At 43.8% G+C, this 25,227-nt stretch carries 17 protein-coding genes; 10 read left to right on the top strand and 7 right to left on the bottom strand.

All coding sequences use genetic code 11. From position 1 onward, the window contains the following. Nucleotides 1–155 precede the first annotated feature (155 nt). The 8 genes from guaB (at nucleotide 156) to HC965_RS15395 (ending at nucleotide 10,887) form a co-directional block, all read left to right on the top strand. The gene (guaB, locus tag HC965_RS15430; RefSeq protein WP_191032294.1) at nucleotides 156–1,634 is read left to right on the top strand and encodes an IMP dehydrogenase; all 1,479 of its coding nucleotides are present in this window, start codon (nucleotides 156–158) and stop codon (nucleotides 1,632–1,634) included. A 104-nt stretch (nucleotides 1,635–1,738) separates the two neighbouring features. Next, a complete protein-coding gene (locus HC965_RS15425) occupies nucleotides 1,739–3,283 on the top strand; it encodes a peptidylprolyl isomerase (protein WP_191032323.1) in 1,545 nt (514 codons plus the stop codon). 54 nt (nucleotides 3,284–3,337) lie between these two features. Continuing rightward, nucleotides 3,338–4,183 carry a peptidyl-prolyl cis-trans isomerase gene (locus tag HC965_RS15420; RefSeq protein WP_191032293.1) on the top strand — a complete coding sequence of 282 codons (846 nt, stop codon included), beginning with the start codon at nucleotides 3,338–3,340 and terminating at the stop codon, nucleotides 4,181–4,183. Between the two features lie 9 nt (nucleotides 4,184–4,192). Then, nucleotides 4,193–5,575 carry a peptidylprolyl isomerase gene (locus HC965_RS15415; protein WP_191032292.1) on the top strand — a complete coding sequence of 461 codons (1,383 nt, stop codon included), beginning with the start codon at nucleotides 4,193–4,195 and terminating at the stop codon, nucleotides 5,573–5,575. A 21-nt stretch (nucleotides 5,576–5,596) separates the two neighbouring features. Continuing rightward, on the top strand, nucleotides 5,597–7,381 hold the full coding sequence (locus tag HC965_RS15410; protein ID WP_191032291.1) for an OstA-like protein: 1,785 nt from the start codon (nucleotides 5,597–5,599) through the stop codon (nucleotides 7,379–7,381). A 1-nt stretch (nucleotide 7,382) separates the two neighbouring features. Continuing rightward, the gene (locus tag HC965_RS15405; protein ID WP_191032290.1) at nucleotides 7,383–7,682 is read left to right on the top strand and encodes a hypothetical protein; all 300 of its coding nucleotides are present in this window, start codon (nucleotides 7,383–7,385) and stop codon (nucleotides 7,680–7,682) included. A 15-nt stretch (nucleotides 7,683–7,697) separates the two neighbouring features. Beyond that, entirely contained in the window at nucleotides 7,698–9,599 is a 1,902-nt protein-coding gene (mutL, locus tag HC965_RS15400) for a DNA mismatch repair endonuclease MutL (RefSeq protein WP_191032289.1), read from the top strand. A gap of 103 nt (nucleotides 9,600–9,702) precedes the next feature. Then, nucleotides 9,703–10,887: an OmpA family protein gene (locus HC965_RS15395; RefSeq protein WP_191032288.1), complete on the top strand. Its 1,185-nt coding sequence runs from the start codon at nucleotides 9,703–9,705 to the stop codon at nucleotides 10,885–10,887. A gap of 78 nt (nucleotides 10,888–10,965) precedes the next feature. Here the strand turns inward: HC965_RS15395 and HC965_RS15390 are convergent, their stop codons facing one another. The 3 genes from HC965_RS15390 to HC965_RS15380 are packed head-to-tail and all read right to left on the bottom strand — an operon-like array spanning nucleotide 10,966 to nucleotide 12,649. Beyond that, the gene (locus tag HC965_RS15390) at nucleotides 10,966–11,103 is read right to left on the bottom strand and encodes a hypothetical protein (protein ID WP_191032287.1); all 138 of its coding nucleotides are present in this window, start codon (nucleotides 11,101–11,103) and stop codon (nucleotides 10,966–10,968) included. A 25-nt stretch (nucleotides 11,104–11,128) separates the two neighbouring features. Further along, nucleotides 11,129–11,560 carry a hypothetical protein gene (locus HC965_RS15385; protein ID WP_191032286.1) on the bottom strand — a complete coding sequence of 144 codons (432 nt, stop codon included), beginning with the start codon at nucleotides 11,558–11,560 and terminating at the stop codon, nucleotides 11,129–11,131. Nucleotides 11,561–11,569: 9 nt separating this feature from the next. Next, nucleotides 11,570–12,649, bottom strand: coding sequence for a hypothetical protein (locus HC965_RS15380; RefSeq protein WP_191032285.1), 1,080 nt, complete (start codon nucleotides 12,647–12,649; stop codon nucleotides 11,570–11,572). 281 nt (nucleotides 12,650–12,930) lie between these two features. On the opposite strand from HC965_RS15380, the gene HC965_RS15375 reads away from it, so the two are divergent. Continuing rightward, nucleotides 12,931–15,426 (top strand): DUF2339 domain-containing protein, encoded by a 2,496-nt coding sequence (locus HC965_RS15375; RefSeq protein ID WP_191032284.1) that lies wholly within the window; start codon nucleotides 12,931–12,933, stop codon nucleotides 15,424–15,426. On the opposite strand, the gene HC965_RS15370 is transcribed toward HC965_RS15375, so the two are convergent. The 4 genes from HC965_RS15370 to trpS all read right to left on the bottom strand — a co-directional run bounded on the left by HC965_RS15370 (nucleotide 15,383) and on the right by trpS (nucleotide 21,633). Then, nucleotides 15,383–16,525 carry a PepSY domain-containing protein gene (locus tag HC965_RS15370; protein ID WP_223854906.1) on the bottom strand — a complete coding sequence of 381 codons (1,143 nt, stop codon included), beginning with the start codon at nucleotides 16,523–16,525 and terminating at the stop codon, nucleotides 15,383–15,385. The two genes, HC965_RS15375 and HC965_RS15370, sit on opposite strands and share 44 nt — an antisense overlap. A gap of 106 nt (nucleotides 16,526–16,631) precedes the next feature. Next, nucleotides 16,632–17,867 carry a DUF4374 domain-containing protein gene (locus HC965_RS15365; RefSeq protein ID WP_223854905.1) on the bottom strand — a complete coding sequence of 412 codons (1,236 nt, stop codon included), beginning with the start codon at nucleotides 17,865–17,867 and terminating at the stop codon, nucleotides 16,632–16,634. A 25-nt stretch (nucleotides 17,868–17,892) separates the two neighbouring features. Further along, nucleotides 17,893–20,280, bottom strand: a complete 2,388-nt coding sequence (locus HC965_RS15360) for a TonB-dependent receptor (RefSeq protein ID WP_191032283.1) — start codon at nucleotides 20,278–20,280, stop codon at nucleotides 17,893–17,895. Between the two features lie 258 nt (nucleotides 20,281–20,538). Beyond that, nucleotides 20,539–21,633: a tryptophan--tRNA ligase gene (gene trpS, locus HC965_RS15355; protein WP_191032282.1), complete on the bottom strand. Its 1,095-nt coding sequence runs from the start codon at nucleotides 21,631–21,633 to the stop codon at nucleotides 20,539–20,541. 347 nt (nucleotides 21,634–21,980) lie between these two features. Here trpS and carB point away from each other — a divergent pair, with 347 nt between their 5' ends. Further along, nucleotides 21,981–25,202: a carbamoyl-phosphate synthase (glutamine-hydrolyzing) large subunit gene (carB, locus tag HC965_RS15350; protein ID WP_191032281.1), complete on the top strand. Its 3,222-nt coding sequence runs from the start codon at nucleotides 21,981–21,983 to the stop codon at nucleotides 25,200–25,202. Nucleotides 25,203–25,227 lie beyond the last annotated feature (25 nt).

The raw sequence follows: 25,227 nt of genomic DNA, 5'->3' as shown, positions 1-25,227 counted from the left end.
GTTCTTTAATTCGGTTCTTTGAATGTGTTCTTTTAAGGCAATTCTTTCTGATAAGTATTAATTAGCTCCCCTCATTAAATATTCTGGCGCACAGTTTGCGCATTTTGAATAAAAACCGTATATTTGCACGCAATAATTTTTAAACGCATAGCCCTATGTCATTTATTGCTGATAAGATTGTAATGGATGGGTTGACTTACGACGACGTACTGTTGATCCCCGCTTATTCTGAAGTTTTACCGCGCACTGTCGACCTCTCGACAAAGTTTTCTAAAAACATTGAGTTGAAAATTCCGTTTGTGACGGCTGCCATGGATACGGTTACCGAAGCGAAAATGGCTATTGCCATTGCTCGTGAAGGTGGTATTGGCGTGATTCACAAAAATATGTCTATCGAAGAACAGGCAAGACAAGTTGCCATTGTAAAACGTGCCGAAAATGGTATGATTTATGACCCTGTAACTATTAAGAGAGGTTCTACTGTCAGCGATGCTTTAGGTATTATGGCCGAATACAAAATCGGTGGTATCCCTGTTGTGGATGATGAAGGTTATTTGGTAGGTATTGTTACCAACAGAGATTTGCGTTTCGAAAGAGACATGGACAAACGTATCGACTTGGTGATGACTCCGAAAGAGAGATTGGTGACTACGAACCAGTCTACCGACCTGGAATCTGCCGCACAGATTCTTCAGAAACATAAAATTGAGAAACTTCCGATTGTTGGATTGGATGGAAAGTTGATCGGTCTTGTTACTTATAAGGATATTACAAAAGCAAAAGATAAACCGATGGCTTGTAAAGATGCCAAAGGTCGCTTGCGTGTAGCTGCCGGTGTAGGTGTGACTGCCGATACACTGGACCGTATGCAGGCTTTAGTAGATGCGGGTGCAGATGCCATCGTTATCGATACGGCTCACGGACATTCTATGTTCGTTATTGAAAAGCTGAAAGAAGCGAAAAAACGTTTCCCAAGCATTGACATTGTGGTAGGTAACATTGCTACCGGAGCTGCTGCGAAGGCTTTGGCGGATGCTGGTGCGGATGCTGTGAAAGTTGGTATCGGTCCGGGTTCTATCTGTACGACTCGTGTGGTTGCAGGTGTGGGTGTTCCTCAGTTGTCAGCTGTGTACGATGTAGCGAAAGCATTGAAAGGTACAGGCATTCCTTTAATCGCTGATGGTGGTTTGCGTTATTCGGGTGATGTTGTGAAAGCATTGGCTGCTGGTGGATACTGCGTGATGATTGGTTCACTGGTTGCAGGAACTGAAGAATCTCCGGGTGATACTATCATCTTCAATGGTCGTAAATTCAAATCTTACCGCGGTATGGGTTCTTTGGAAGCAATGGAAAACGGTTCGAAAGACCGCTATTTCCAAAGTGGAACTGCCGATGTGAAGAAGCTCGTTCCGGAAGGAATCGCTGCCCGTGTTCCTTATAAAGGCACGCTTTTCGAAGTGGTTTATCAGTTGACAGGCGGTCTGCGGGCAGGTATGGGATACTGTGGCGCTGCTAGTATTGAGAAACTTCACGATGCGAAGTTTACGCGTATTACCAATGCAGGTGTAATGGAAAGCCATCCGCACGACGTGACGATTACCAGTGAATCGCCTAATTATAGCCGTCCGGAATAACATAAAACGGTGAACTGTTAACTAACGGTGAACGGTGAACAAGCTGTGTCAATCAGCGTATGTTTGCTGCTCACCGTTCGTTGTTTATAAAATAAGAATTGATGATGAAAAGAAGTCTGTTGTCAGGGTGTGTATGTCTCTTTGCAGTCTTGGTCTTTGCCCAGCAAGACCCTGTGTTGATGCGTATCAACGGGAGAGAGATACCCCGTTCGGAGTTTGAATATTCATATCGTCGCAATGCTGCCGATGCGGGTACTAATCTTTCTCCGAAGGAGTATGCGAAACTCTTTGCCCAATCCATGCAAAAGGTGGAAGCTGCCAAAGCAGCCGGGCTCGACACGACTTATGCTTTTCGTAAACAACAGGAGACAAACCGGACTAAACTGACGGAATCTTATTTGATAGATAAACCGACGTTGGATAGTTGTGCCCGTGTCCTCTATCAGAAGATGGGACTAAAAGCACGTAGCGGGCAAGTACAGGTCATGCAGATTTTTAAATATCTGCCGCAAACGATTAGTTCCCGTCACCTGGAAGAACAAAAGACCCGCATGGACTCTATCTACCGGGTTATACAAAATCAACCCGGGCTGGAGTTTTCCAGTTTGGTGGAAAAATATTCGGATGATAAGCAGATCCGTTGGATAGAATGTTTGCAGGCAACCACTGAATTTGAAAATGCGGCTTTCACTCTGTCGAAAGGAGAAGTATCGCAACCTTTCTTTACTCCTGCGGGAATCCATATCCTGAAAGTGACAGACCGGAAAGAATTATCTGTCTATGAGGAAGTTGTCGATAAACTGACAGAACGTATGCGACGCAGGGAGATATTGGATAAAGCCACAACGAAAGTAGTGGAACGGTTGAAAAAAGACTGGAAATATTCTCCCAATCAGACAGGTATAGATGAACTGTTAGTGAAAGGCGGAACAGAACAAACTCTGTTCACCATTGATGGGCAAAACTATACGGGAACGATGTTTAAACGCTTTGCCGCTTCGCATCCGCAGGCCGTAAAACGGCAGCTTGATGAATTTACAGCCAAGTCGTTATTGGATTATGAAAGCAGGAATATGGATAAAAGGCATCCCGAAATTCGTTATGCCCTACAGAAATCCAATGAAGATTATCTCATAAAAGAGGTGACACGACAGAAGGTTGACTGGCCTGCAATGAATGACCGTGCCGGATTGGCGACTTATTTTAAGTTTCATTCGTCGGATTATCGTTGGGATAGTCCCCGATATAAGGGAGCCATTCTGCATTGTGCAGACAAAAAGACCGCCAAACAGGCAAAAAAAATGCTGAAGAAACTGCCGCAAAATGAATGGACGGATAAACTTCGGCAAACATTTAATACATCCGGAGCAGAAAAGATACAAATTGAACAAGGGATTTTTGCCGACGGAGACAATAAATATATAGATAAACTGGTTTTCAAGAAGGGCGGATTTGAACCCTTGATGTCTTATCCTTTTACCATTGCTGTTGGCGAAAAACAGAAGGGCCCGGATGATTATCGGGAAGTAATAGACCAGGTGCGAAGGGATTATCGAACCTATCTTGACACGTACTGGACGCGGGAATTGAGGGAGTCCGGTAAGGTTGAAATAAACCAAGAGGTTTTAAAAACAGTTAATAATAACTGATGTAACCGATTATTCACTATCTTCGTACCTTAAATAAGTAGATTTCAGTTGACAATGCGAATATTAGTCCTCTTACTGATTACCCTTCTTACTTGTGGAGCGTGCAAGGAACAGCGCGACCACAAAGGAAAGACTCCTTTGGTAGAGGTGGACGGTAACTTTTTATATAAGGAAGATTTGATGTCTGTACTCCCTGTCGGATTGTCAAAAGATGATAGCATTCTCTTCGCCGAGCATTATATTCGTAGCTGGGCGGAAGAGATTTTGTTGTATGAAAAAGCAGCAAACAATATTCCTGACAATGTGGATGTAGAGAAGCTGGTGGAGAATTATCGGAAAGCGTTGATTATGCACACTTATCAGCAGGAACTGATTAATCAGAAACTGACGAACGATATTCCCGAACAGGAGATTGCGGAGTATTATGGGAAAAACAAGGAACTCTTTAAGCTGGAAAGTCCGCTGATAAAAGGATTGTTCATTAAAGTGCCGCTAACGGCCCCGCAGTTGAATAATGTCCGCAGATGGTATAAGTCGGATAAACAGGATGCAGTAGAGAGTCTCGAAAAATATAGTTTGCAGAATGCTGTGAAATACGAGTACTTCTATGACAAATGGGTGCCGGTGACAGATGTGCTGGATTTGATTCCGCTGAAGGACGAAGCACCCGAAGAATATGTGAATAAACATCGACAGATAGAATTGAAAGATACGGCATACTATTATTTCCTCAATGTGAGCGACTATCGTGGAGTAGGAGAGGAAAAACCGTATGAGTTTGCCCGCCCGGAAGTGAAGGACTTACTGGTCAATCAGAAACGGGTGAGTTTTATGGAACAAGTAAAAAGCGACCTGTACCAACAAGCAGCAAGCAAGAAGAAGATTATATATAATTATTAAATACAAAGAATGAAGAAGTTTGTGAACTTTAGATTTGTTGTTACCCTTGTCCTGGCAGTATTTGCTAATGTGGCAACTTATGCGCAGGACAATGTGGTTGATGAAGTAGTTTGGGTAGTAGGTGACGAAGCTATTTTAAAATCAGATGTAGAAGAGGCACGTATGGATGCCCTGTATAATGGGCGCAGATTCGAAGGCGACCCTTATTGTGTAATCCCTGAAGAAATTGCAGTGCAGAAGCTGTTCTTGCACCAGGCAAAGTTGGATAGTATCGAAGTTTCCGAAGCGGAAATCATACAACGTGTAGATATGATGACCAATATGTATATCCAGCAGATTGGTTCTAAAGAAAAAATGGAGGAGTACTTCAATAAAAGCGCGACACAGATTCGTGAGACATTGCGCGACAATGCGCGTGACGGTTTGACGGTACAGAAGATGCAGCAGAAACTGGTAGGAGAAATCAAGGTGACTCCGGCAGAGGTACGCCGTTACTTCAAAGACCTTCCGCAGGACAGTATTCCGTATATCCCGACACAGGTGGAAGTACAGATTATCACCTTGCAACCGAAGATTCCTATCTCCGAAATCGAAGAAGTAAAAAAGACTTTGCGTGATTATACCGACCGTGTGACTAAAGGAGAAATCGACTTCTCTACATTAGCGCGTCTGTATTCCGAAGATAAGGCATCTGCTATCAAAGGTGGTGAGTGCGGATTCATGGGACGTGGTATGATGGACCCGTCTTACGCGAATGTGGCATTCAGCTTGCAAGACCCGAAGAAAGTTTCCAAGATTGTAGAATCGGAATTCGGCTTTCACATCATCCAGTTGATTGAGAAACGTGGTGACCGTGTGAATACCCGTCACATCTTGTTGCGTCCGAAAGTATCTGAAAAAGAACTGACCGAGGCTTGTGCACGTCTGGACTCTATTGCGGATGATATCCGCGCCAGCAAATTTACGTTCGACGAAGCGGCTGCCGTTATCTCACAAGATAAGGATACCCGCAACAATCATGGTATCATGGTGAACATCAACGAGAACTCAGGTGTTACTACTTCTAAGTTCCAGATGCAGGATCTTCCACAGGATGTAGCTAAGGTAGTAGATAAGATGAATGTGGGCGAGATTTCAAAAGCCTTTACAATGATAAACGAGAAGGACGGAAAAGAAGTATGTGCTATCGTGAAGTTGAAAGCGAAAATCAACGGTCATAAGGCTACTATCGCAGAAGACTATCAGGACTTGAAAGAAATTGTGATGGAGAAACGCCGCGAAGAGATGTTGCATAAGTGGATTCTTAACAAACAGAAACATACTTATGTACGTATCAACGAAAACTGGCAGAAGTGTGACTTCAAATACCCGGGTTGGGTGAAGAACGATTGATGTTTAACAGCTTGATTTTATATGCTGAAACAAAATAAGAAAGATAAACAACAAGACAGGCATAGATGGCTCCTTATAGGCTTTCTATGCCTGTTTGGTGTATGTCTTGTGGCGCAAGTAAGGCCTACCGGACAGAAACCTGCAACTACGGGGACTTCAACGAAGTCGGCTACGGATACGTCTAAAACAGCCCGGACAGCACAGAAGCAGTCGGAGAATAAAGCGCAGCCGGGCAATAAGAAACCATCGGACAATAAGAAACAGCCGGAGAACAAAAAGACGAAAGTTTATTTGCTCCATGCTGACGAAGGACAGGCGGATAAGCTGGCTCGTCCGGATGTGCAAGTGTTGATCGGCAACGTGAAAATGCGTCATGACAGTATGTATATGTACTGTGACAGTGCATTGATTTTCGAGAAAACGAATTCGGTGGAAGCCTTTAGCAATGTGCGTATGGAGCAGGGAGACACCTTATTTATATACGGTGATTACCTTTACTATGACGGAATGACGCAGATTGCCCAACTCCGTGAAAACGTGAAGATGATTAACCGCAACACCACCCTGCTGACGGATAGTCTGAACTATGACCGTCTCTACGACCTCGGATATTACTTCGAAGGCGGAACTTTGATGGATGAAGAAAACGTGCTGACTTCCGACTGGGGGGAATACAGCCCTGCGACAAAGCAATCTGTATTCAACCATGACGTGAAACTCGTGAATCCTAAGTTCGTATTGACTTCCGATACACTGCGGTACAATACGAATGATAAAATTGCTGTTATCCTCGGTCCTTCCAATATCGTGAGTGATAATAATCACATCTACTCCGAACGCGGATTCTATAACACATTGACCGAGCAAGCCGAACTGCTCGACCGTTCCGTCCTGACCAATCAGGGAAAGAAACTGGTAGGTGACAGTTTGTTCTATGACCGCGTCATCGGTTATGGCGAAGCCTTCGATAATGTGAAGATGACGGATACCATCAACAAGAATATGCTGACAGGCGATTACTGTTTCTATAATGAGTTGACGGACTCCGCCTTTGCTACCAAACGGGCTGTTGCCATTGATTATTCACAGGGTGATAGTCTCTTTATGCATGGCGATACTTTGCAGATGGTATCTTATAATCTGAATACCGATTCTTTGTTCCGCCTGATGAAGGCTTACCATAAAGTACGTATGTACCGCACCGATGTGCAGGGAGTCTGTGACTCACTGGTTTATAACTCGAAAGATTCCTGCATGACGATGTACACCGACCCGATTCTATGGAATGACGGTCAGCAGCTACTTGGCGAGCAGATTAAGATTTATATGAATGACAGCACCATTGACTGGGCGCATATCATCAACCAGGCACTGACGGTGGAGATGAAAGACTCCATCCACTATAATCAAGTGTCCGGCAAGGAGATGAAAGCCTATTTTGAAAATGGAGATATGCGGCATATCGAAGTAATCGGTAATGTACTGACCGCTTTCTATCCCGAAGAAAAAGACAGTACAATGACCGGATTCAATTGCCTGGAAGGTAGTGTGCTTCATCTTTATATGAAAGATAAGAGAATGGAAAAAGGACTGTTTATCGGCAAGTCCAACGGAACGATGTATCCGATGGATCAAATACCGCCCGACAAACTGCGCCTTCCTACTTTTGCCTGGTTCGACTATGTCCGTCCGCTGAATAAAGACGATATTTTCAACTGGAGAAGCAAGCGGGAGGGAGAAACACTGAAACCTACAACCGACCGGCGACCGAAAACAGAAAAGCGAAACTTAATTAATATGAAGTAGTATGGGAATGTTTAATTCGATGAGGAAACCTCGTGGTTTTAATCATCAATACATTTACGTAAACGAGCGCAAGGAAAAGCTCGACAAGATGGAAGAGAACGCAAAACGCGACCTTGGCATGCTGCCGGAGAAAGAATTTGATCCGGAAGATATCCGTGGCAAGTTTGTCGAGGGAACAACCCATCTGAAAAGAAGAAAGGCAAGCGGCCGTAAACCGGTCTCTTTCGGAGTCATATTGGTTATCATTGCTTTCCTTCTATTTATATGGCATTATTTGGCGACAGGAAGCTGGTCGTTTTAATTTTTAACTTGAACTATGAGCGATATTATTCATTTGTTACCTGATTCGGTAGCTAACCAGATTGCTGCCGGTGAGGTGATACAACGCCCGGCATCTGTTATCAAGGAGCTGGTGGAGAATGCGATTGATGCAGATGCGCAAAATATACATGTATTGGTGACTGATGCGGGGAAGACCAGCATACAGGTCATTGACGATGGAAAGGGAATGTCCGAAACGGATGCCCGTCTTTCCTTCGAGCGTCATGCTACTTCCAAGATACGTGAAGCGGCTGATTTGTTTGCTTTGCGTACGATGGGATTTCGCGGAGAAGCCTTGGCTTCCATCGCAGCAGTGGCACAGGTGGAACTGAAGACACGCCCCGAATCGGAAGAACTGGGAACGAAACTGGTGATAGCAGGCTCTACGGTAGAGAGTCAGGAAGCTGTCTCCTGCTCTAAAGGGAGTAATTTCTCCATCAAGAACCTGTTCTTTAACGTCCCTGCACGCCGTAAATTCCTGAAAGCAAACTCAACAGAGTTGAGTAATATCCTTGCCGAATTCGAACGGATTGCTCTGGTTCATCCTGATGTTGCCTTTTCACTGTATAGCAATGATTCCGAACTTTTCAATCTCCCGGTATCTCCGTTGCGTCAGCGTATTATGGCCATCTTCGGTAAAAAGCTGAATCAGCAGTTACTTAATATAGAGGTGAATACCACCATGGTGAAAATCTCCGGCTACGTAGCCAAACCGGAGACAGCCCGCAAGAAAGGCGCTCATCAATACTTCTTCGTCAATGGACGCTATATGCGCCATCCTTACTTCCATAGGGCAGTGATGGAGGCTTATGAGCAGTTGATTCCTGCCGGCGAACAAATTTCTTACTTTATCTATTTCGAAGTAGACCCGGCTAATATTGATGTGAATATCCATCCGACCAAGACTGAAATCAAGTTTGAGAATGAACAGGCCATTTGGCAGATACTTTCAGCATCGGTCAAAGAGTCGTTGGGTAAGTTCAGCGCTATTCCTTCCATTGATTTCGATACGGAAGATATGCCTGATATTCCTGTATTCGAACAAAAGACAACTTCCGAGCCGCCCAAGGTACATTATAATTCGGATTATAATCCATTCAAAGTATCCGCAGGCGGTAGTGGCGGCGGTTCGTATAGTCGTTCAAAAGTGGAATGGGAAGATTTATACGGTGGTCTGACGAAAGCCAGCAAGATGAATAATCCGATGCCGGAGCCTGAAATGGAATGGGAAGACTCTGCTGTCAGCGAAGAAACGCCTGTTATAGAAGAAAAGGTGGAGACAGTGACCTCTATGGCTTCTTCCACTCTATATGCCAGCGAGCCTGTGATAGAAAAAGGAAACCAGCATTTGCAATTCAAGGGGCGGTTTATTCTGACTTCCGTAAAATCAGGTTTGATGCTTATCGACCAGCATCGGGCGCATATCCGGGTGCTTTTCGACCGGTATATGGTTCAAATTCAGCAGAAGCAGGGAGTAGCGCAAGGTGTTCTTTTTCCCGAAATATTGCAATTGCCAGCTTCGGAAGCTGCTGTATTGCAAAGTATTATGGATGATTTGTCGGCAGTAGGTTTCGATTTGAGTAATTTGGGTGGCGGAAGCTATGCCATTAACGGAATTCCGTCGGGTATCGAAGGGCTGAATCCGGTCGAATTGGTGCGCAATATGCTACATACGGCGATGGAAAAAGGGAACGATGTGAAGGAAGAAATCCAAAATATACTGGCTTTGACATTGGCACGTGCGGCAGCAATCGTTTACGGACAAGTGTTGAGCAACGAAGAAATGGTCAGCCTGGTGGATAATCTTTTTGCCTGTCCCTCACCGAATTACACTCCGGATGGGAAGACTGTTTTGACGACAATCAAGGAAGAAGATATCGAACGTTTATTCAAATAAAGCAAATAATTTCATCTATTTCTAAAACCTTTTAGTTCAGTTCGTGTTATTTAATTAGTTCAACAAAGAAAAAGATTTAAATAACCACTTAACTATTAGGTATATGAAAAAGATTCTGATGTTGCTGGCTTTTGCCGGCGTTGCGTCTGTCGCTTCTGCGCAGCAGACTATGACGGTAACTGAATACGAAGTGATTCAGGTACAAGATAAATATCAAGTAATAACGAACCCATTCTGGAGCAACTGGTTCTTCTCAGTAGGAGGCGGTGCTCAGGTACTGTATGGTAATAATGACCATATCGGCAAATTCAGAGACCGCGTTGCTCCTACATTCAACGTGTCTGTCGGCAAATGGGTAACTCCGGGCTTCGGACTGCGTTTGCAATACAGCGGACTGCAAGCTAAAGGATTCACAATGAATGAAACTGCTAATTATGTAGTCGGTGGTCCGAGAGCAGACGGTTCTTACAAACAGAGATGGGATTACATGAACCTTCACGGTGATTTGATGATTAACCTGAATGCACTTTTCGGTGGATACAACCCGAATCGTGTATATGAAATTATCCCTTATATCGGTGCAGGCTGGGCTCATTCTTACTCAAAACCTCACACTAATGCCGCTACTTTCAACGCAGGTATCATCAACCGTTTCCGCCTGTCCAGTGCTGTTGACTTGAACATTGAATTGAGTGCAACAGGTCTTGAAGGCAAATTTGACGGTGAACATGGTGGTAAACCTGATTATGACGGTATCCTCGGTGCTACTGTCGGTGTAACTTATTATTTCCCGACTCGTGGATTCCAACGTCCTGTTCCACAGATTATCTCTGAACTCGAACTGAATCAGATGCGTAACCAAATGAATGCCATGGCAGCCGCTAATATGCAGTTGCAACAGCAGTTGGCTAATGCACAACAACCGGTTGAAGTAGATACTGAAGAAGTAGTTATCACTGATACCAACATCGCTCCGCGTACTGTATTCTTCAAGATTGGTTCTGATAAATTGTCTCCGCAAGAAGAAATGAACTTGTCATATCTTGCAGCTAAGATGAAAGAATTCCCGAATGCCAAGTACACAATCAACGGATATGCAGACTCTGCAACCGGTACTTCTTCTTTCAATCAGAAGTTGAGCTTGGAACGTGCACAAGTTGTTAAAGACCTGTTGATTAAGAAATACGGTATCTCTGCTGATAGATTGTCAGTTGCTGCCGGTGGTGGTGTCGACAAATTCGGACAACCGATTCTGAACCGTGTAGTATTGGTAGAATCAGCACAGTAATAAAGTAAATTCAGCATTCAGCGATTCTCTGTAATCGCCCACTGAAAAAGAAAAGCGGCTGAAAGCAAGAACCTCATTTCAAGGTTCGCTTTCAGCCGCCTTTTTTATTACCTTCTTATATTTATCTATCTCTTTTATCTTTTTACAAGTCAGCCCTTCAATAAAAAGTCCGCTTCCACTAATGTATTCAATATTCTTTTCGATATTTTTTTCCATAGCATTATTTGTTCATTACTATTTATTACTGACTTGTGAAGGCAGTATAGATTATATTCCCTATAAAGACCATTATTACTACGCCGATTAAAACAGTTTCTCCCAATAAATATCCTAACGCCATACGCTGTATGACGCGATGATATTTCGATACTCCGATGTTATTCCGTTGTTGCCAAGCTACGATACCGCAAATGACAGGTGCTATGAATATCAGGAATACAAGTCCAAGGCTTGACATTCCTGATTGAAGCCAAAACAATCCTGTTAATATTTCCATTAATATGCCGCCATATACAAAGAAAAGTAAGAATAAAGCACCTTTAGGTATGTTGGGAATCTGTTCCTTACGCATCTTGCGAAGTAACCGGATATAGACAATGATGCCTGCAACCGGAAGAATCAGATGAATAAAGATCACCATAAAGATGTCTATAAATACTTTTATTGTTTCCATCGCGTTGCTTTACCATTCATAATCAACTGCCTGTAAAGCAATAGGAACCGGATTTAGTAACACCCACTTGACGGCAAACTCACAAAGACAGTCTAGTGTCTCTATTTCGCTATTTGCCGAGATACTTTTAGCAATCTTTTCGGCTTCTTCGTAATCCTGTGGAGCAAGTGGATTTCCCATAGCAAAATAAGCGGGTAATGCTTGTGGTAATTTTTTGTAACCCTTATTCCAGTTACAAGCACCATTATCCCATATTTCGCGAGAAACCTTTCCTGTTACTCGTATGACTTCCCCTTGTATGGTTGCTGCGTGTCCACTACCGGGTACGAGCAATTTCCAAAGTTCATCGAACTGTTCCCGCCATGTTGTTGATTTCACTTCGATAGCGGAACTGCCATCATGTATCTTTCTTCTTGCAACAGGGTTCACATCAAACAATTCGTATAAATGTTCAAGTCCCTGTTCTGTCTTGGGAAGATAATCTTTGTTGAAATCTGCACGATAAAACTCGAAATCTTTTCCTATATTCTGTACATACTCTTTCATAGCCGGAGTCTTTTTTGCTCCTGCGTCAAGCAGAATGTCTGCGATTTGTGCCATTGCGTAAATTTGTGCACCTTGACACTGTCTAAGTCCTTTCTCAAGAGGTGTCATTACTGAATCATAACTGCCATTCAGTGAATTGACATCTGCACCATTCTCTATCAAAGATTTGATTGAGTGTATGAGTAAGTGCGTTGCACTTAGACGGGTGACGGCATTACATAGAGGAGTACAATTATATTTATCTCTTTTCTCTATATCAGCACCGAGTTCCAAGAGCACCTTGAGGTTATTACTTTCATTTTGAGATTGATATAAAACAGGGGTATACCCCCATGTATCTCCGGCATTGACATCTATTCCCGTAGCAACAGCCCAACGGATAAACTCCTCACTGATTCCCTGAAAAGTGAGTGCATTGCCTTTCCAATAACCGCCATAAGCATTGATGTCGCATTTGTCAAAAACAGCTTGTAGTTCGGCAAGATTGCTATTTGCTGCTATTTGTTCAAAGTCTGTCGGTAGTGTTTTTCTTTTCTTTGCCATTATATCTTTTGTTTCTTAATATTGTGTCCTTCTGAGGTGAAATTAATAACGGAACGTACCAGTAAGAAATACTGTTTAATACAAAACTACAGTTATAAATCCAACCATCAAAGAATTATTGAGAATAAAAAAGAATGATACACTGTGTTTCTTATCTTTTGTCCATGATTGATATTTGTAGTCTGTATTAAAGAGTAAGGATGAAACTTTTTATTGGAATTATCCCATGCCGTTAGTATATATTTTCTATATTTGTGACATTGACTCAAATTCCAAATACTATGGATGATTTTAATAGTGTATATATGCTGCTTGGCATAGTGATACTTATAGTTTTGTTATGTAGGTTTGATGGTCGGTTTACGAAAGTAGAGAAAGAGCTTAATGCGATAAAGAAACAGATGGACGACCTTCTGAAAGGACAGGCAAAACTAGCTTCCGGTAATCTGAAATCAAGTGGGAAAGTATCTGAAAAAGTGACTGAAGAAGTTGCAGCAGAAGTCCTGCGGAAAGAAAAATTGGTTGAAGAAGAACCGGTCGTTCCAAAACAAAGTATTGTCATGGAGACAGTGGCTACCGAACACCCGCAAGATATTCAGGAAAAGATTATTGAAAAGAGTTTGGTCGGGGATATACGGAAAGAGGAAAATGTACAAAAGAATGAGAGTACAGAGAAAGAGGTTGATATACCTTTGGTTGCTGTAGCTTCGGTTACTCCGGTCACTCCAGTTACTTCAGTTACTCCGGTCACCTCAGGTACTCCAGGCAGCACTTCAAGTACTTCAGGCACTCCGCAACCGAAACCCCAACCGAAGAAACAAGTAAACTACGAAAAGTTTATCGGCGAAAACCTTTTTGGAAAGATTGGTATTCTTATATTTGTGATAGGAGTGGGCTTCTTTGTAAAATATGCTATTGATAAGAACTGGATTAATGAGACTTTCCGTACCGTACTTGGTTTCCTGACGGGGGCAGCACTACTGTTTGTTGCCGAACGTTTACAGAAGAAATACCGTACATTCAGTTCGCTGCTTGCAGGCGGTGCTTTTGCCGTGTTCTATCTCACAGTTGCTATTGCGTTCCATTATTATCATATCTTCTCGCAGACCGTGGCGTTCATCATTTTGATAGCTGTCACTGTATTTATGTCCGTCCTGTCGGTAATATATAACAGGCGTGAATTAGCCATAATTGCACTTGTCGGGGGATTCCTGGCACCTTTTATTGTAAGTAGCGGTGAAGGAAGTTATTTGGTACTATTTACTTATGTGAGCATTTTGAATTTGGGAATGTTCGGACTTTCCATCTATAAAAAGTGGAGTGAGCTTCCGATTATTTCATTCGTCTTTACTTGCCTTATCATGGCTAGTTTCTTATTGTTGAGCTACTCCTCCGATTCCACAATTATTTCGAAGCATTTGTTGATGTTTGCCACCCTGTTCTATTTTATCTTTTTGCTTCCGGTATTCTCCATCCTTCGTGGAGAGAAGATACAGACGATGAGCCGTGGACTGGTATTTGTCATCATCACGAATAATTTCGTCTACTTACTTTCAGGAATCCTGTTCCTGCGAAACATGGGGCTGTCTTTCAAAGCAAGCGGGTTGTTAAGCCTGTTTATCGCTCTTGTTAATTTGGGATTGGTTCTTTGGCTGTGGAAAAGCAGGAAAGATTATAAATTCCTGGTACATACTACCCTGGGGCTTGTATTGACCTTTGTCTCCATCACCATTCCGATTCAACTGGATGGAAACTATATCACGTTACTTTGGGCATCGGAAATGGTATTACTGCTATGGCTTTATGTTCAATCGAAGATTAGAGTCTATGAATATGCGGCTAAAATACTGGTGGGACTTACCTTTATTTCCTATCTGATGGACGTGTATGGCGTAGTGTACGGGCATCACTCCTTGAGTACTATCTTTCTGAACAGTTCATTTGCAACCTCCTTGTTCGTAGGCTTGGCAACGGGAGCATTTGCCCTATTGATGGAGTACTATCATCAGTTCTTCTCCACAGCCCGCCGATTGAAATACGGTTTTTGGAATCCCTTAATGCTTATCATTTCCGTAGCCATCCTGTATTATACATTTATGATGGAATTCAATCTGTATTTTGAAGGAGCGACGCGAAGCGGAGCGATGTTCTTATTTACCGCCGTATCCATTTCGAGTGTTTGCTATGCTTTCAGAAAACGGTTCCCGATTACCAAACACCTCACTTCCTATACACTGGCTATCGGAGCGAATACACTTGTATATATCCTGAACATATGGGGCGACCAATGGGAAAACATGGCTTTTACCCCTGCCGTACTACGTTGGCTGACTGTAGCTTTTGTAATAGCCAACATCTGTTATGTAGCGCACCGATATTATACAACCATCGGCATTAAGCCCCGATTTACCGTATACATCAACATCCTTGCCACACTCATTTGGGTGACAATGGTACGTTCTTTCCTCTGGCAAGTGGGAGTAGACGAATTTAGTGCCGGACTATCGCTTTCATTAAGTATCGCCGGTTTCGTTCAAATGGGATTAGGAATGCGCCTGCATCAGAAAGTACTCCGCATGGTGAGCCTTGCGACTTTCGGAATAGTCCTGCTCAAACTCGTCTTTGACGATTTATGGGCTATGCCAACCATCGGTAAGATTATCGTATTCATCATTTTAGGACTGATATTGTTGATACTTTCATTCCTCTATCAGAAATTGAAAGATGTATTGTTCAAGAACGACGAGGACGCGACAAATGATTCTGCCTCTTCCTGAACCAAATAATAAAACCGGTGACCGGCAGCGAAGCACCGATTAGCGCACATATGAAAACAAGGATTTTCCCAAAGATACCGAGAATCCTTCCGTCGTGAATCTCGAGATTCATACGTCTTAGTTTGTCGGCAGCCGATGCTTCCGTATATTTTCCTGCATAGGCTCCTGAACCTTGCAGCGGAGCAAGCGTGTATTGGTCGAAGAATAAATTATCAGTTTTGTAATAAGAGCCCCTTTCGTGCACTACGCTTACACGTATCACAGACTCTTTTTTCTGTGGCAGGGCAAAGTAGAATGTCGTGGCATCGGGAGATTCCTTTTTCAACTGACCGAACAGAACATTCAGACCGACTTTTCCTTCCGCTATATGCAGTGTGTCTGATTTAGGGAGAACATAAGGCTTGAGTTCCTTCCCGCCGGAAGTAACATAATACGTTGCTTTACTGAACCAGCTGAAACTCCACACCAGTCCCGTCAATGAAAGAATGATTAGCACAATGGCAGCATATCCGCCTAACACATTGTGCAAATCATAATTAACCCGGGCAAAAGGAGCTTTTATTTTAAGAGTGAAATTACGAAGGGCAGCTTTTTTATTCCACTTCCTGGGATACCATAGCACAAGCCCAGTTAGTAACGTAACGACAAATATCAGAATACTGTACCCCACAATCATCTTACCCGCCTTTCCGGGTATCCACAACGTTCTGTGCCCTTTCAGAACAAAAGAAAAGAAATCCGACTCTCCGGGTTCTTTCTGAATACTGTGAATAACCTCTCCGGTGTAAGGATTGATATAAACAGTACAAGATGCAGTTTTAAAATCCATGTAGTCCACGAATACGGCATCCGTCGCTTCACCATAGGTGATGGCAGTGGGAACCGTTCTTCCGGTATGATTATTGGCAATTTTCAGAATCTCTTCCGGCAGCAGCATCGGCACAGATTCCGGCGCTACAAATCTCCAGGGCTGCTTCGCATCCTTGATTTCATCTTTAAAAGCATAAAGACAACCGGTGATGCAAACGATAAATACAACAATCCCCGAGATTAAGCCTAACCACAGATGAAGTTGCAAACAGAACTTTCTGAAATTCATATGGATGAAATTCATATGGATGAGATTCTTTTACTGTCAATAATTCAAGAGAGGGCGTGCGGGAAGCCCTGATAACTTGTCTTCTCCACACACCCTCATCAAAATATTAGTCTATTTTGAAAGTAGCGGAAACGAAGTTACTTGCTACCTTCGCACCACGCTCTGCGGTCGCGTTGTTTATATCCACCTTATAGAAATAAAGTGCGCCGTCCGTGGCAAGCGGAATATAGAAATAACCGTTATCAACCACTCCGCTCATACGCTGTCCGCCGTCACCGTCGTGAACCGGAATCTGCGGAATATCCTTCACCGTCTTTTCTTTTACGTCGATGATGCAGGTTTTCAGTGACTTATCCGCCCATCTGGTCATTTCATCCGGTTGCAAAGTACTTACCTGAGCAAAGAATTTACCGTTACCCAAATATTGCAGATGCACAGGCTTCAAACCACCCGCTTCGGTTTCAACATCAAAATAATAGTCATCAAACTGAGTCGTACCTTTCGCGATATGCAGGAAAGCGGCTTTCTTGCTGCTATTCTGTGAGAAACCATTGGCGATAGATGTATTTGAGAACGTGTACATATCGCCCGACTCCGTTTTGAATATACCATTGTAAGCATTCCATGAACCGGCTATGGCGGCACGTTCATCTTCCATTGTAGTGATATGCTCCAGTTCAGGGTAAGAATATACAGCTACATACGCCTTGTCGATGTGGCGTGTCACACTCGGCTTCTGAGTTTCGTCCGTCAAATAATACGTTATATAGATTTTGTTATCACTGACCGTCATACCGGTAAGACGCGGCCAATCCAGTGTTGACAGTTCGCTCACAGGTTTTGTCACCTTCTTCGTGATAGCTCCGCTATTGATATTCAGCAGATACATTTTGAACTGGTCGCCGCCTGTCGGAGCTGTCGGGATATCCACTGCTACCATATTTTCCGAATCCGCCTGCTCAATGCCGGACAAAGACTGCTCAAAGACAAACGAACTTTTCTGTTGCAGCTTTCCATCCGCACCTTTGGTGATGATATTGGCGTCCGTCAGTCCCAAACCGCCAATACTGAAAATAGAACTGTTGCCTAATTGAAACGAGCGATAACCGTTCTGCTCGATTCCCTGATTGCCGGAAGCGGAGATTGTCCCATTCATAAAGTCCGATACGGGAACGACATAATAACTCGTGGCACTGTTTGACGTAATGCCGAGACAAACAACATAAGGAGCATCGGCGGGAGTGTCACCACCGTCGAAATCAGTATCATTGTCGCAGGAAGCAACCCCTAATAAAAAGGCAGCACATACTAAATAACTTGCGAATACTTTAAACTTTTTCATATTGATAATTCTATTAATTAATGGTTTATTTATTTAGATAATATCTGAATTTCACTGTAAACGAGCGTCCCGGTTTTTGGAGCTTGAAGTTGTCGTAAAGCATCTCATCCGTAATATTGTCACAACTCAAAGCAAAGTTGTAACGTCCGTTGCACAACGAATAACCGACAGACACATCATGTGATAACTGCTTAGGGATTTGGTCCTTGCTATCCTTGGAACCCAATCCCGGCCATGACAGATAATACTCCTTCACGTAGTTGAGGAAATAATCAACCGTAAGTTCGGAACCCTTTATGAAAAGGTCTTTTTTATTCAGCCCGATATTTCCGTTACCAAACAAATAAGGAATATTCGGAAGCTTCTCCTTATAGTTGAAATTCTCGTTTTCCGTCCCTCCGATGGTTTGTGAAGGAGTCGTTTTGCGGTTGTCGGTGATATGCTGGTATGTCACGTTCATGCTTGCATGGATGAGGCTGTTCCACGTATATTGCGTATTGAATTCCACCCCTTTGGTCAGCACTTTTCCCAGGTTGATATACATCATGCTGGGCTGTTTCAGTTCCCGGTGAATAAAGTCCTTGGAATTTCTGTAAAGCAATCCCAGCTCGAACTGCAAAGTGTTCTTTCTTAGAAAATCAACTTCGTACATCAACCCGACGTTCACATTGTCGCTGCTTTCCGGCTTCAAGTCCGCATTGCGGCTGTTCTCCTGGTTGTCACCAAACATTTCGAATGCTTCCGGCAGGCGGTAGGTATGTTCGTATGAAACTTTGGCTTGCAGTTTGGGCAGCAGAAAATAGGTAAATGCCCCGCCGTAACCATATTCCGTGTAATGGTTCGTTATATTTTCGAGCCCGGAAGTATGCGTATTCGTAACATACGTTTTCCCCTTCATCTCGTACAATTTACCGAATACGGTAGCATTCCAACGAGTATATTTAGCCATCCATCCCAGTCCGAGGATATGCTTGTCGATACTTTGGGGAATCTTGTTGTAGTCGTTTGCCGGGTCTTCCACATCGGAAACCTTGCGCGTCAGACCGGAGTAGACATGATTCAGCGATAAAGTATGATATTGATTCAATGTGTAATCCAGGCTTGTGTTCGTTCTCCACTCCCTGTTGTTGATACGAAGTTGTGAACGCGTTCTTTCTCCCGAACTTGCCGAAGCATTAGGCACCCATTCACCCAACCAGTTGTAACGCCTGGGGACGGTGTCTGTGCTGTTATTGTCCACATCACTGTAAGAACCATAAAAAGAGAGTCCCAACCCCTCGACGAACAAGTCCGATTTCTTATACCGTAGCATCGGGATGACTGAACGACTGTCCGTTGTCCTTGCTCCATACACAAGGTCCATGACAACCCCATTCTGAATATCCTTATCATTTCCCGCTACAATAACACCCGCCAGTAAGTAGTCGGCAAACGAACGATTGACAAAACCGGTTTCCAGGCGCACTCCCAATGACTTATATCCGTCGTGAAAGCGTTTCACCCATTGATTGCCCAATTTCTGCCCGCTTTCCAGGTCAATAACAGGTACATATACCTTATAATTATTATCCGAATAATTAAGGAAAGAAGTAAGACGCGCGGTGAATCCGGTCTTTTCGTTGGTATATGCCCCGTTGATGGAAGCCTTATGCGTATTGAACGAGCCGAAGGAATAAGAAACATCCAGGTAATTGGCGGTCTTGCGGGTAATCACGTTGACAGCGCCACCCAGTGCGTCGGCTCCCAAGCCAACCGGAAGCACCCCTTTATACACTTCCACCCGCTCTACCATATTGGCGGGAAGATTGTTGATACTGAAAGCATCGCCGAAATTATCCATTGCCAGTCCGTCCATAAAGAACTTCACCTGTCGTCCCGAAAATCCGTTCAATGTGAAATTATAGTCGGAACCCACCCCGCCGTTCACACGGAGTTTGACTCCCGCCATACGGTTGGTGATGGTACCTATATCGACAGAAGTATTATAATTCTTACTCAAGTCGGCCACGGAAATGGCAAAAGCCTGCTCCTGTTGCCGGCGGGCTTCGCTCTTGCCCACAACAACTACCTCGTCAAGCTCTACATAATTGGTAACCTGAATATCCGGCACCGAAGTTGCCTTTCCCGGAATTACATTAATATCCTGACTCACCTTCTGAATACCGGCACCGGATACCACTAACGTTTGTTTCCCACTTGGAACGTCCGTCAGCCTGTACTTGCCGTCATCATCGGTATATGCTCCGATAGTCGTTCCTTTCACTAACACCGCGATAAAGGACACCGGGGTGTTTTGAGTATCAATAATACGCCCTGAAACTATGTTTTGGGCTTGAGAGAATAGTGGTAGATTAATAAGAATAATTACAGCCGCTAAATACCACCCGAAAACTCTTTTGTTCTTTCTCTTCATTTCAATCTTTATCCTGAATAATTTGCGGTGCAAAAGTAGATAAACGGGATATACCCGGCAATCACTATTTTTTGGTATTTCTCAGTCTTATGTTTATTCCCGGATTTGTGCAATCATTATATATTGGTATTTTGGGAATGGCGGGTTAATTATAATTGATTAGAAACAAAAAAGTCCGGAGTAGTTCACCCCGGACTTTTTAAGTAGTAGATAAAGGAATAATCAGACGATTTCTTTCCTTATTCAATATATTAATATTTACTCTTGCGAGAAACGTTTCACCTGCTCTTCGATTAATTTCTTATCATCGAAATAATTAATCTTCATCGCCTTCTTCACGTCAGCCAAAGTCTCGGCAGCCGCAGCCCTTGCCACTTCGCAGCCTTTCTGAAGCATCTCGTAGATAGCAGGAATATCCTTGCTGAACTCCTTGCGGCGATTGCGAATCGGCTCCAAAGTCTCCTGCATGATAGAATTCAGGAAACGTTTTACTTTCACGTCACCCAGTCCGCCACGTTGGTAATGCGCTTTCAATTCTGCCAGATTCGGATAATCCGGTAAGAAGCGTTCGAAATGTTCGGGACGGCAGAAAGCGTCGAGATAAGTAAATACCGTATTACCTTCAATCTTTCCCGGGTCCTGCACGCGGAGATGTCCCGGGTCAGTATACATACTCATGATTTTCTTCTGAATCTCTTCCGGTTCTTCCGACAGATAGATACAGTTGCCGAGTGATTTGCTCATCTTCGCCTTACCGTCAGTTCCCGGCAGACGCAGGCAAGCCGCATTGTCCGGCAACAGGATTTCCGGCTCTACCAAAGTTTCACCATATATATAGTTGAATCGACGGACGATTTCGCGTGCCTGTTCGAGCATCGGCTCCTGGTCTTCACCGACGGGGACAGTCGTTGCACGGAAAGCCGTGATGTCCGCAGCCTGGCTGATAGGATAAGTGAAAAAACCTACGGGGATACTCGCTTCAAAGTTGCGCATTTGGATTTCCGCTTTCACAGTCGGGTTACGTTGCAGGCGTGATACGCTGACAAGGTCCATAAAGTAGAAACTGAGTTCGCACAGTTCCGGGATTTGCGACTGGATGAAGATGGTAGCTTTGGACGGGTCGATGCCGCAAGCCAAATAATCAAGAGCAACCTCGATTACATTCTGACGTACCTTTTCAGGATTGTCTATATTGTCGGTCAACGCCTGCGAATCGGCGATGAAGATAAACATCTTGCTGTAATCACCTGCGTTCTGCAAGTCAACTCTGCGTTTCAACGAACCTACATAATGTCCGATATGAAGTCTGCCGGTAGGGCGGTCTCCCGTCAATATGATTTTTTCTTTTCCCATTGTTATTACCTTATTAATATAGATTTAGCGGCAAAGATACAGATAAAAACTGAAAGGAGCACTAAAATGCACTTACTTCACTGTAAAAAAGTAGGCGTTTCTTTTTGCCATTTGCAAAATATGTCGTTACTTTGCACAAATTTTGAAATCGACAATGAATCAACAAGAAATCAGAAGTAAGTATTATCTACATTCGGATGTTTTTCACCCGGAAACGACGGGCTTCTTCTCTTTTCTCCAAAAACGATATTTTAGTTCTTTGGTAATGCGTTAATCCTTTTTTGAGGGTAACGCATTTTTTTTATGAACGAACTTAGAAACAACAACTTATTATAACAACAAAAGAAATGGAAAAGGAAATCAAGAAAGTTCTCGTTTTGGGCTCTGGAGCACTCAAAATCGGACAAGCCGGAGAGTTCGACTACTCAGGCTCACAAGCACTGAAAGCTTTGAAAGAAGAAGGTATCAGCTCAGTATTGGTAAACCCGAACATCGCAACCATTCAGACTTCTGAAGGTATCGCCGATAAAGTGTATTTCCTTCCCGTAAATACTTATTTTGTAGAAGAAATTATCAAGAAAGAGAATCCCGACGGCATCCTGCTGGCATTCGGCGGACAGACTGCACTGAACTGCGGCGCGGAACTCTACACACAAGGTATTCTTGATAAGTACGGAGTGAAAGTGCTTGGTACATCGGTAGAAGCCATCATGTACACAGAAGACCGCGACTTGTTCGTTAAGAAACTGGACGAAATCGACATGAAGACTCCGGTGAGCCAGGCTGTAGAAAGCATGGAAGACGCGATTGCCGCAGCCCGCAAAATCGGTTATCCGGTGATGGTACGCTCGGCTTACGCATTGGGTGGTCTTGGTAGTGGTATCTGCGCTGACGAGGAAGAATTCCTGAAACTGGCAGAAAGCTCATTCGCCTTCTCTAAACAAATCCTTGTAGAAGAATCTCTGAAAGGCTGGAAAGAAATCGAATTTGAAGTAATCCGCGATGCTAACGACCACTGCTTCACAGTTGCCAGCATGGAAAACTTCGACCCGCTGGGTATCCACACAGGTGAATCTATCGTTGTTGCTCCTACTTGCTCACTGGACGACAAGGAACTGAAAATGTTGCAGGAACTTTCTACGAAATGTATCCGCCACCTCGGCATCGTAGGTGAATGTAACATCCAGTACGCTTTCAACTCTGATACGGACGACTACCGTGTGATTGAAGTAAACGCCCGTCTGAGCCGTTCTTCCGCTTTGGCTTCCAAGGCTACCGGTTATCCGTTGGCATTCGTTGCCGCTAAGATTGCTTTGGGGTACTCACTCGACCAAATCGGCGAGATGGGAACTCCGAACTCAGCTTATGCTGCTCCGCAACTCGACTACTATATCTGTAAAATCCCTCGTTGGGACTTGACGAAATTCGCCGGTGTATCCCGCGAAATCGGTTCAAGCATGAAGTCAGTAGGCGAAATCATGTCTATCGGCCGCTCTTTCGAAGAAATTATCCAGAAAGGTCTTCGTATGATTGGTCAGGGTATGCACGGTTTCGTTGGTAACGACGAACTTCACTTCGACGACCTCGACAAGGAACTTTCACGTCCGACTGACTTGCGTATCTTCTCTATCGCACAAGCTATGGAAGAAGGATACAGCATCGAACGTATCCACGACCTGACAAAGATTGACCCCTGGTTCCTCGGCAAACTGAAAAATATCGTTGATTACAAAGCTAAATTGTCCGCTTATAATAAGGTGGAAGATATCCCGGCTGACGTAATGCGTGAAGCAAAAGTATTAGGTTTCTCTGACTTCCAAATCGCCCGTTTCGTTCTGAATCCGGTTGGAAACATGGAGAAAGAAAACCTTGCCGTACGTGCTTATCGTAAATCTTTGGGCATCCTTCCGGCTGTAAAACGCATCAATACCATCGCTTCCGAACACTCGGAACTGACCAACTACCTGTATATGACCTATGCAACAGAAGGTTATGATGTAAACTATTATAAGAATGAGAAATCAGTAGTCGTACTGGGTTCGGGTGCTTACCGTATCGGTAGCTCGGTAGAATTTGACTGGTGCTCGGTGAACGCTGTTCAGACTGCCCGCAAACTGGGTTACAAGTCTATCATGATTAACTACAACCCCGAAACGGTTTCTACCGACTATGATATGTGCGACCGTCTGTATTTCGACGAACTTTCTTTCGAACGTGTACTTGACGTAATCGACCTTGAACAACCTCGCGGCGTCATCGTTTCCGTAGGTGGACAGATTCCGAACAACCTGGCTATGAAACTGTATCGTCAGTCAGTTCCTGTACTGGGTACTTCTCCGATTTCCATCGACCGTGCCGAAAACCGTAACAAGTTCTCTGCTATGCTCGACCAACTGGGTATAGACCAACCGGCTTGGATGGAACTTACCAGTCTTGAAGAAGTGAAAGGTTTCGTAGAAAAAGTGGGTTATCCGGTATTGGTTCGTCCTTCTTACGTTCTTTCGGGAGCTGCAATGAATGTTTGCTACGATGATGAAGAACTGGAGAACTTCCTGAAGATGGCTGCCGAAGTTTCTAAGGAATTTCCGGTAGTTGTTTCTCAATTCCTCGAAAATACAAAAGAAATTGAATTTGACGCTGTTGCACAGAATGGTGAAGTGGTAGAGTACGCAATCTCCGAACACGTGGAATTTGCAGGTGTTCACTCTGGTGACGCTACGTTGGTATTCCCGGCTCAGAAGATTTACTTCGCGACTGCACGCCGCATCAAGAAAATCAGCCGTGAGATTGCAAAAGAACTTAATATCTCCGGTCCGTTCAACATTCAGTTCCTTGCCCGCAACAACGAGGTGAAAGTAATCGAATGTAACCTGCGTGCTTCTCGTAGCTTCCCGTTTGTTTCTAAAGTACTGAAACGTAACTTTATCGAAACCGCTACCCGCATCATGCTGGATGCTCCATACTCACGTCCGGATAAGTCCGCATTCGATATTGACTGGATTGGCGTAAAAGCTTCTCAATTCTCCTTCTCCCGTCTGCACAAGGCTGACCCGGTATTGGGCGTAGATATGTCTTCTACAGGTGAAGTGGGATGTATCGGTGACGACTTCTCTGAAGCATTGCTGAACGCAATGATTGCTACCGGCTTCAAGATTCCTGAAAAAGCAGTAATGTTCTCTTCAGGTGCTATGAAATCAAAAGTTGATTTGCTGGATGCCAGCCGTATGCTGTTCGCTAAAGGTTATCAGATTTACGCTACTGCCGGAACTGCTGCCTTCCTGAACGCTCACGGTGTGGATACTACTCCGGTTTACTGGCCGGACGAAAAGCCGGGTGCGGAAAACAACGTGATGAAGATGATTGCCGACCACAAGTTCGATTTGATTGTTAACATTCCGAAGAATCATAGCAAACGCGAATTGACAAACGGTTACCGTATCCGTCGTGGCGCAATCGACCATAACATTCCGTTGATTACCAATGCTCGCCTGGCAAGTGCCTTTATCGAAGCATTCTGTGAACTGAAACTGAGCGATATTCAGATTAAGAGCTGGCAGGAATACAAATAAAAAACTGCTTTAGCTGTTTATTCAA

Origin of the sequence: Bacteroides sp. GM023, assembly GCF_014750685.1 — a bacterium.
Lineage (GTDB): Bacteria > Bacteroidota > Bacteroidia > Bacteroidales > Bacteroidaceae > Bacteroides.
The sequence above is the reverse complement of the archived record's forward strand: the minus strand, read 5'-3'. Positions and strand labels throughout refer to the sequence as shown.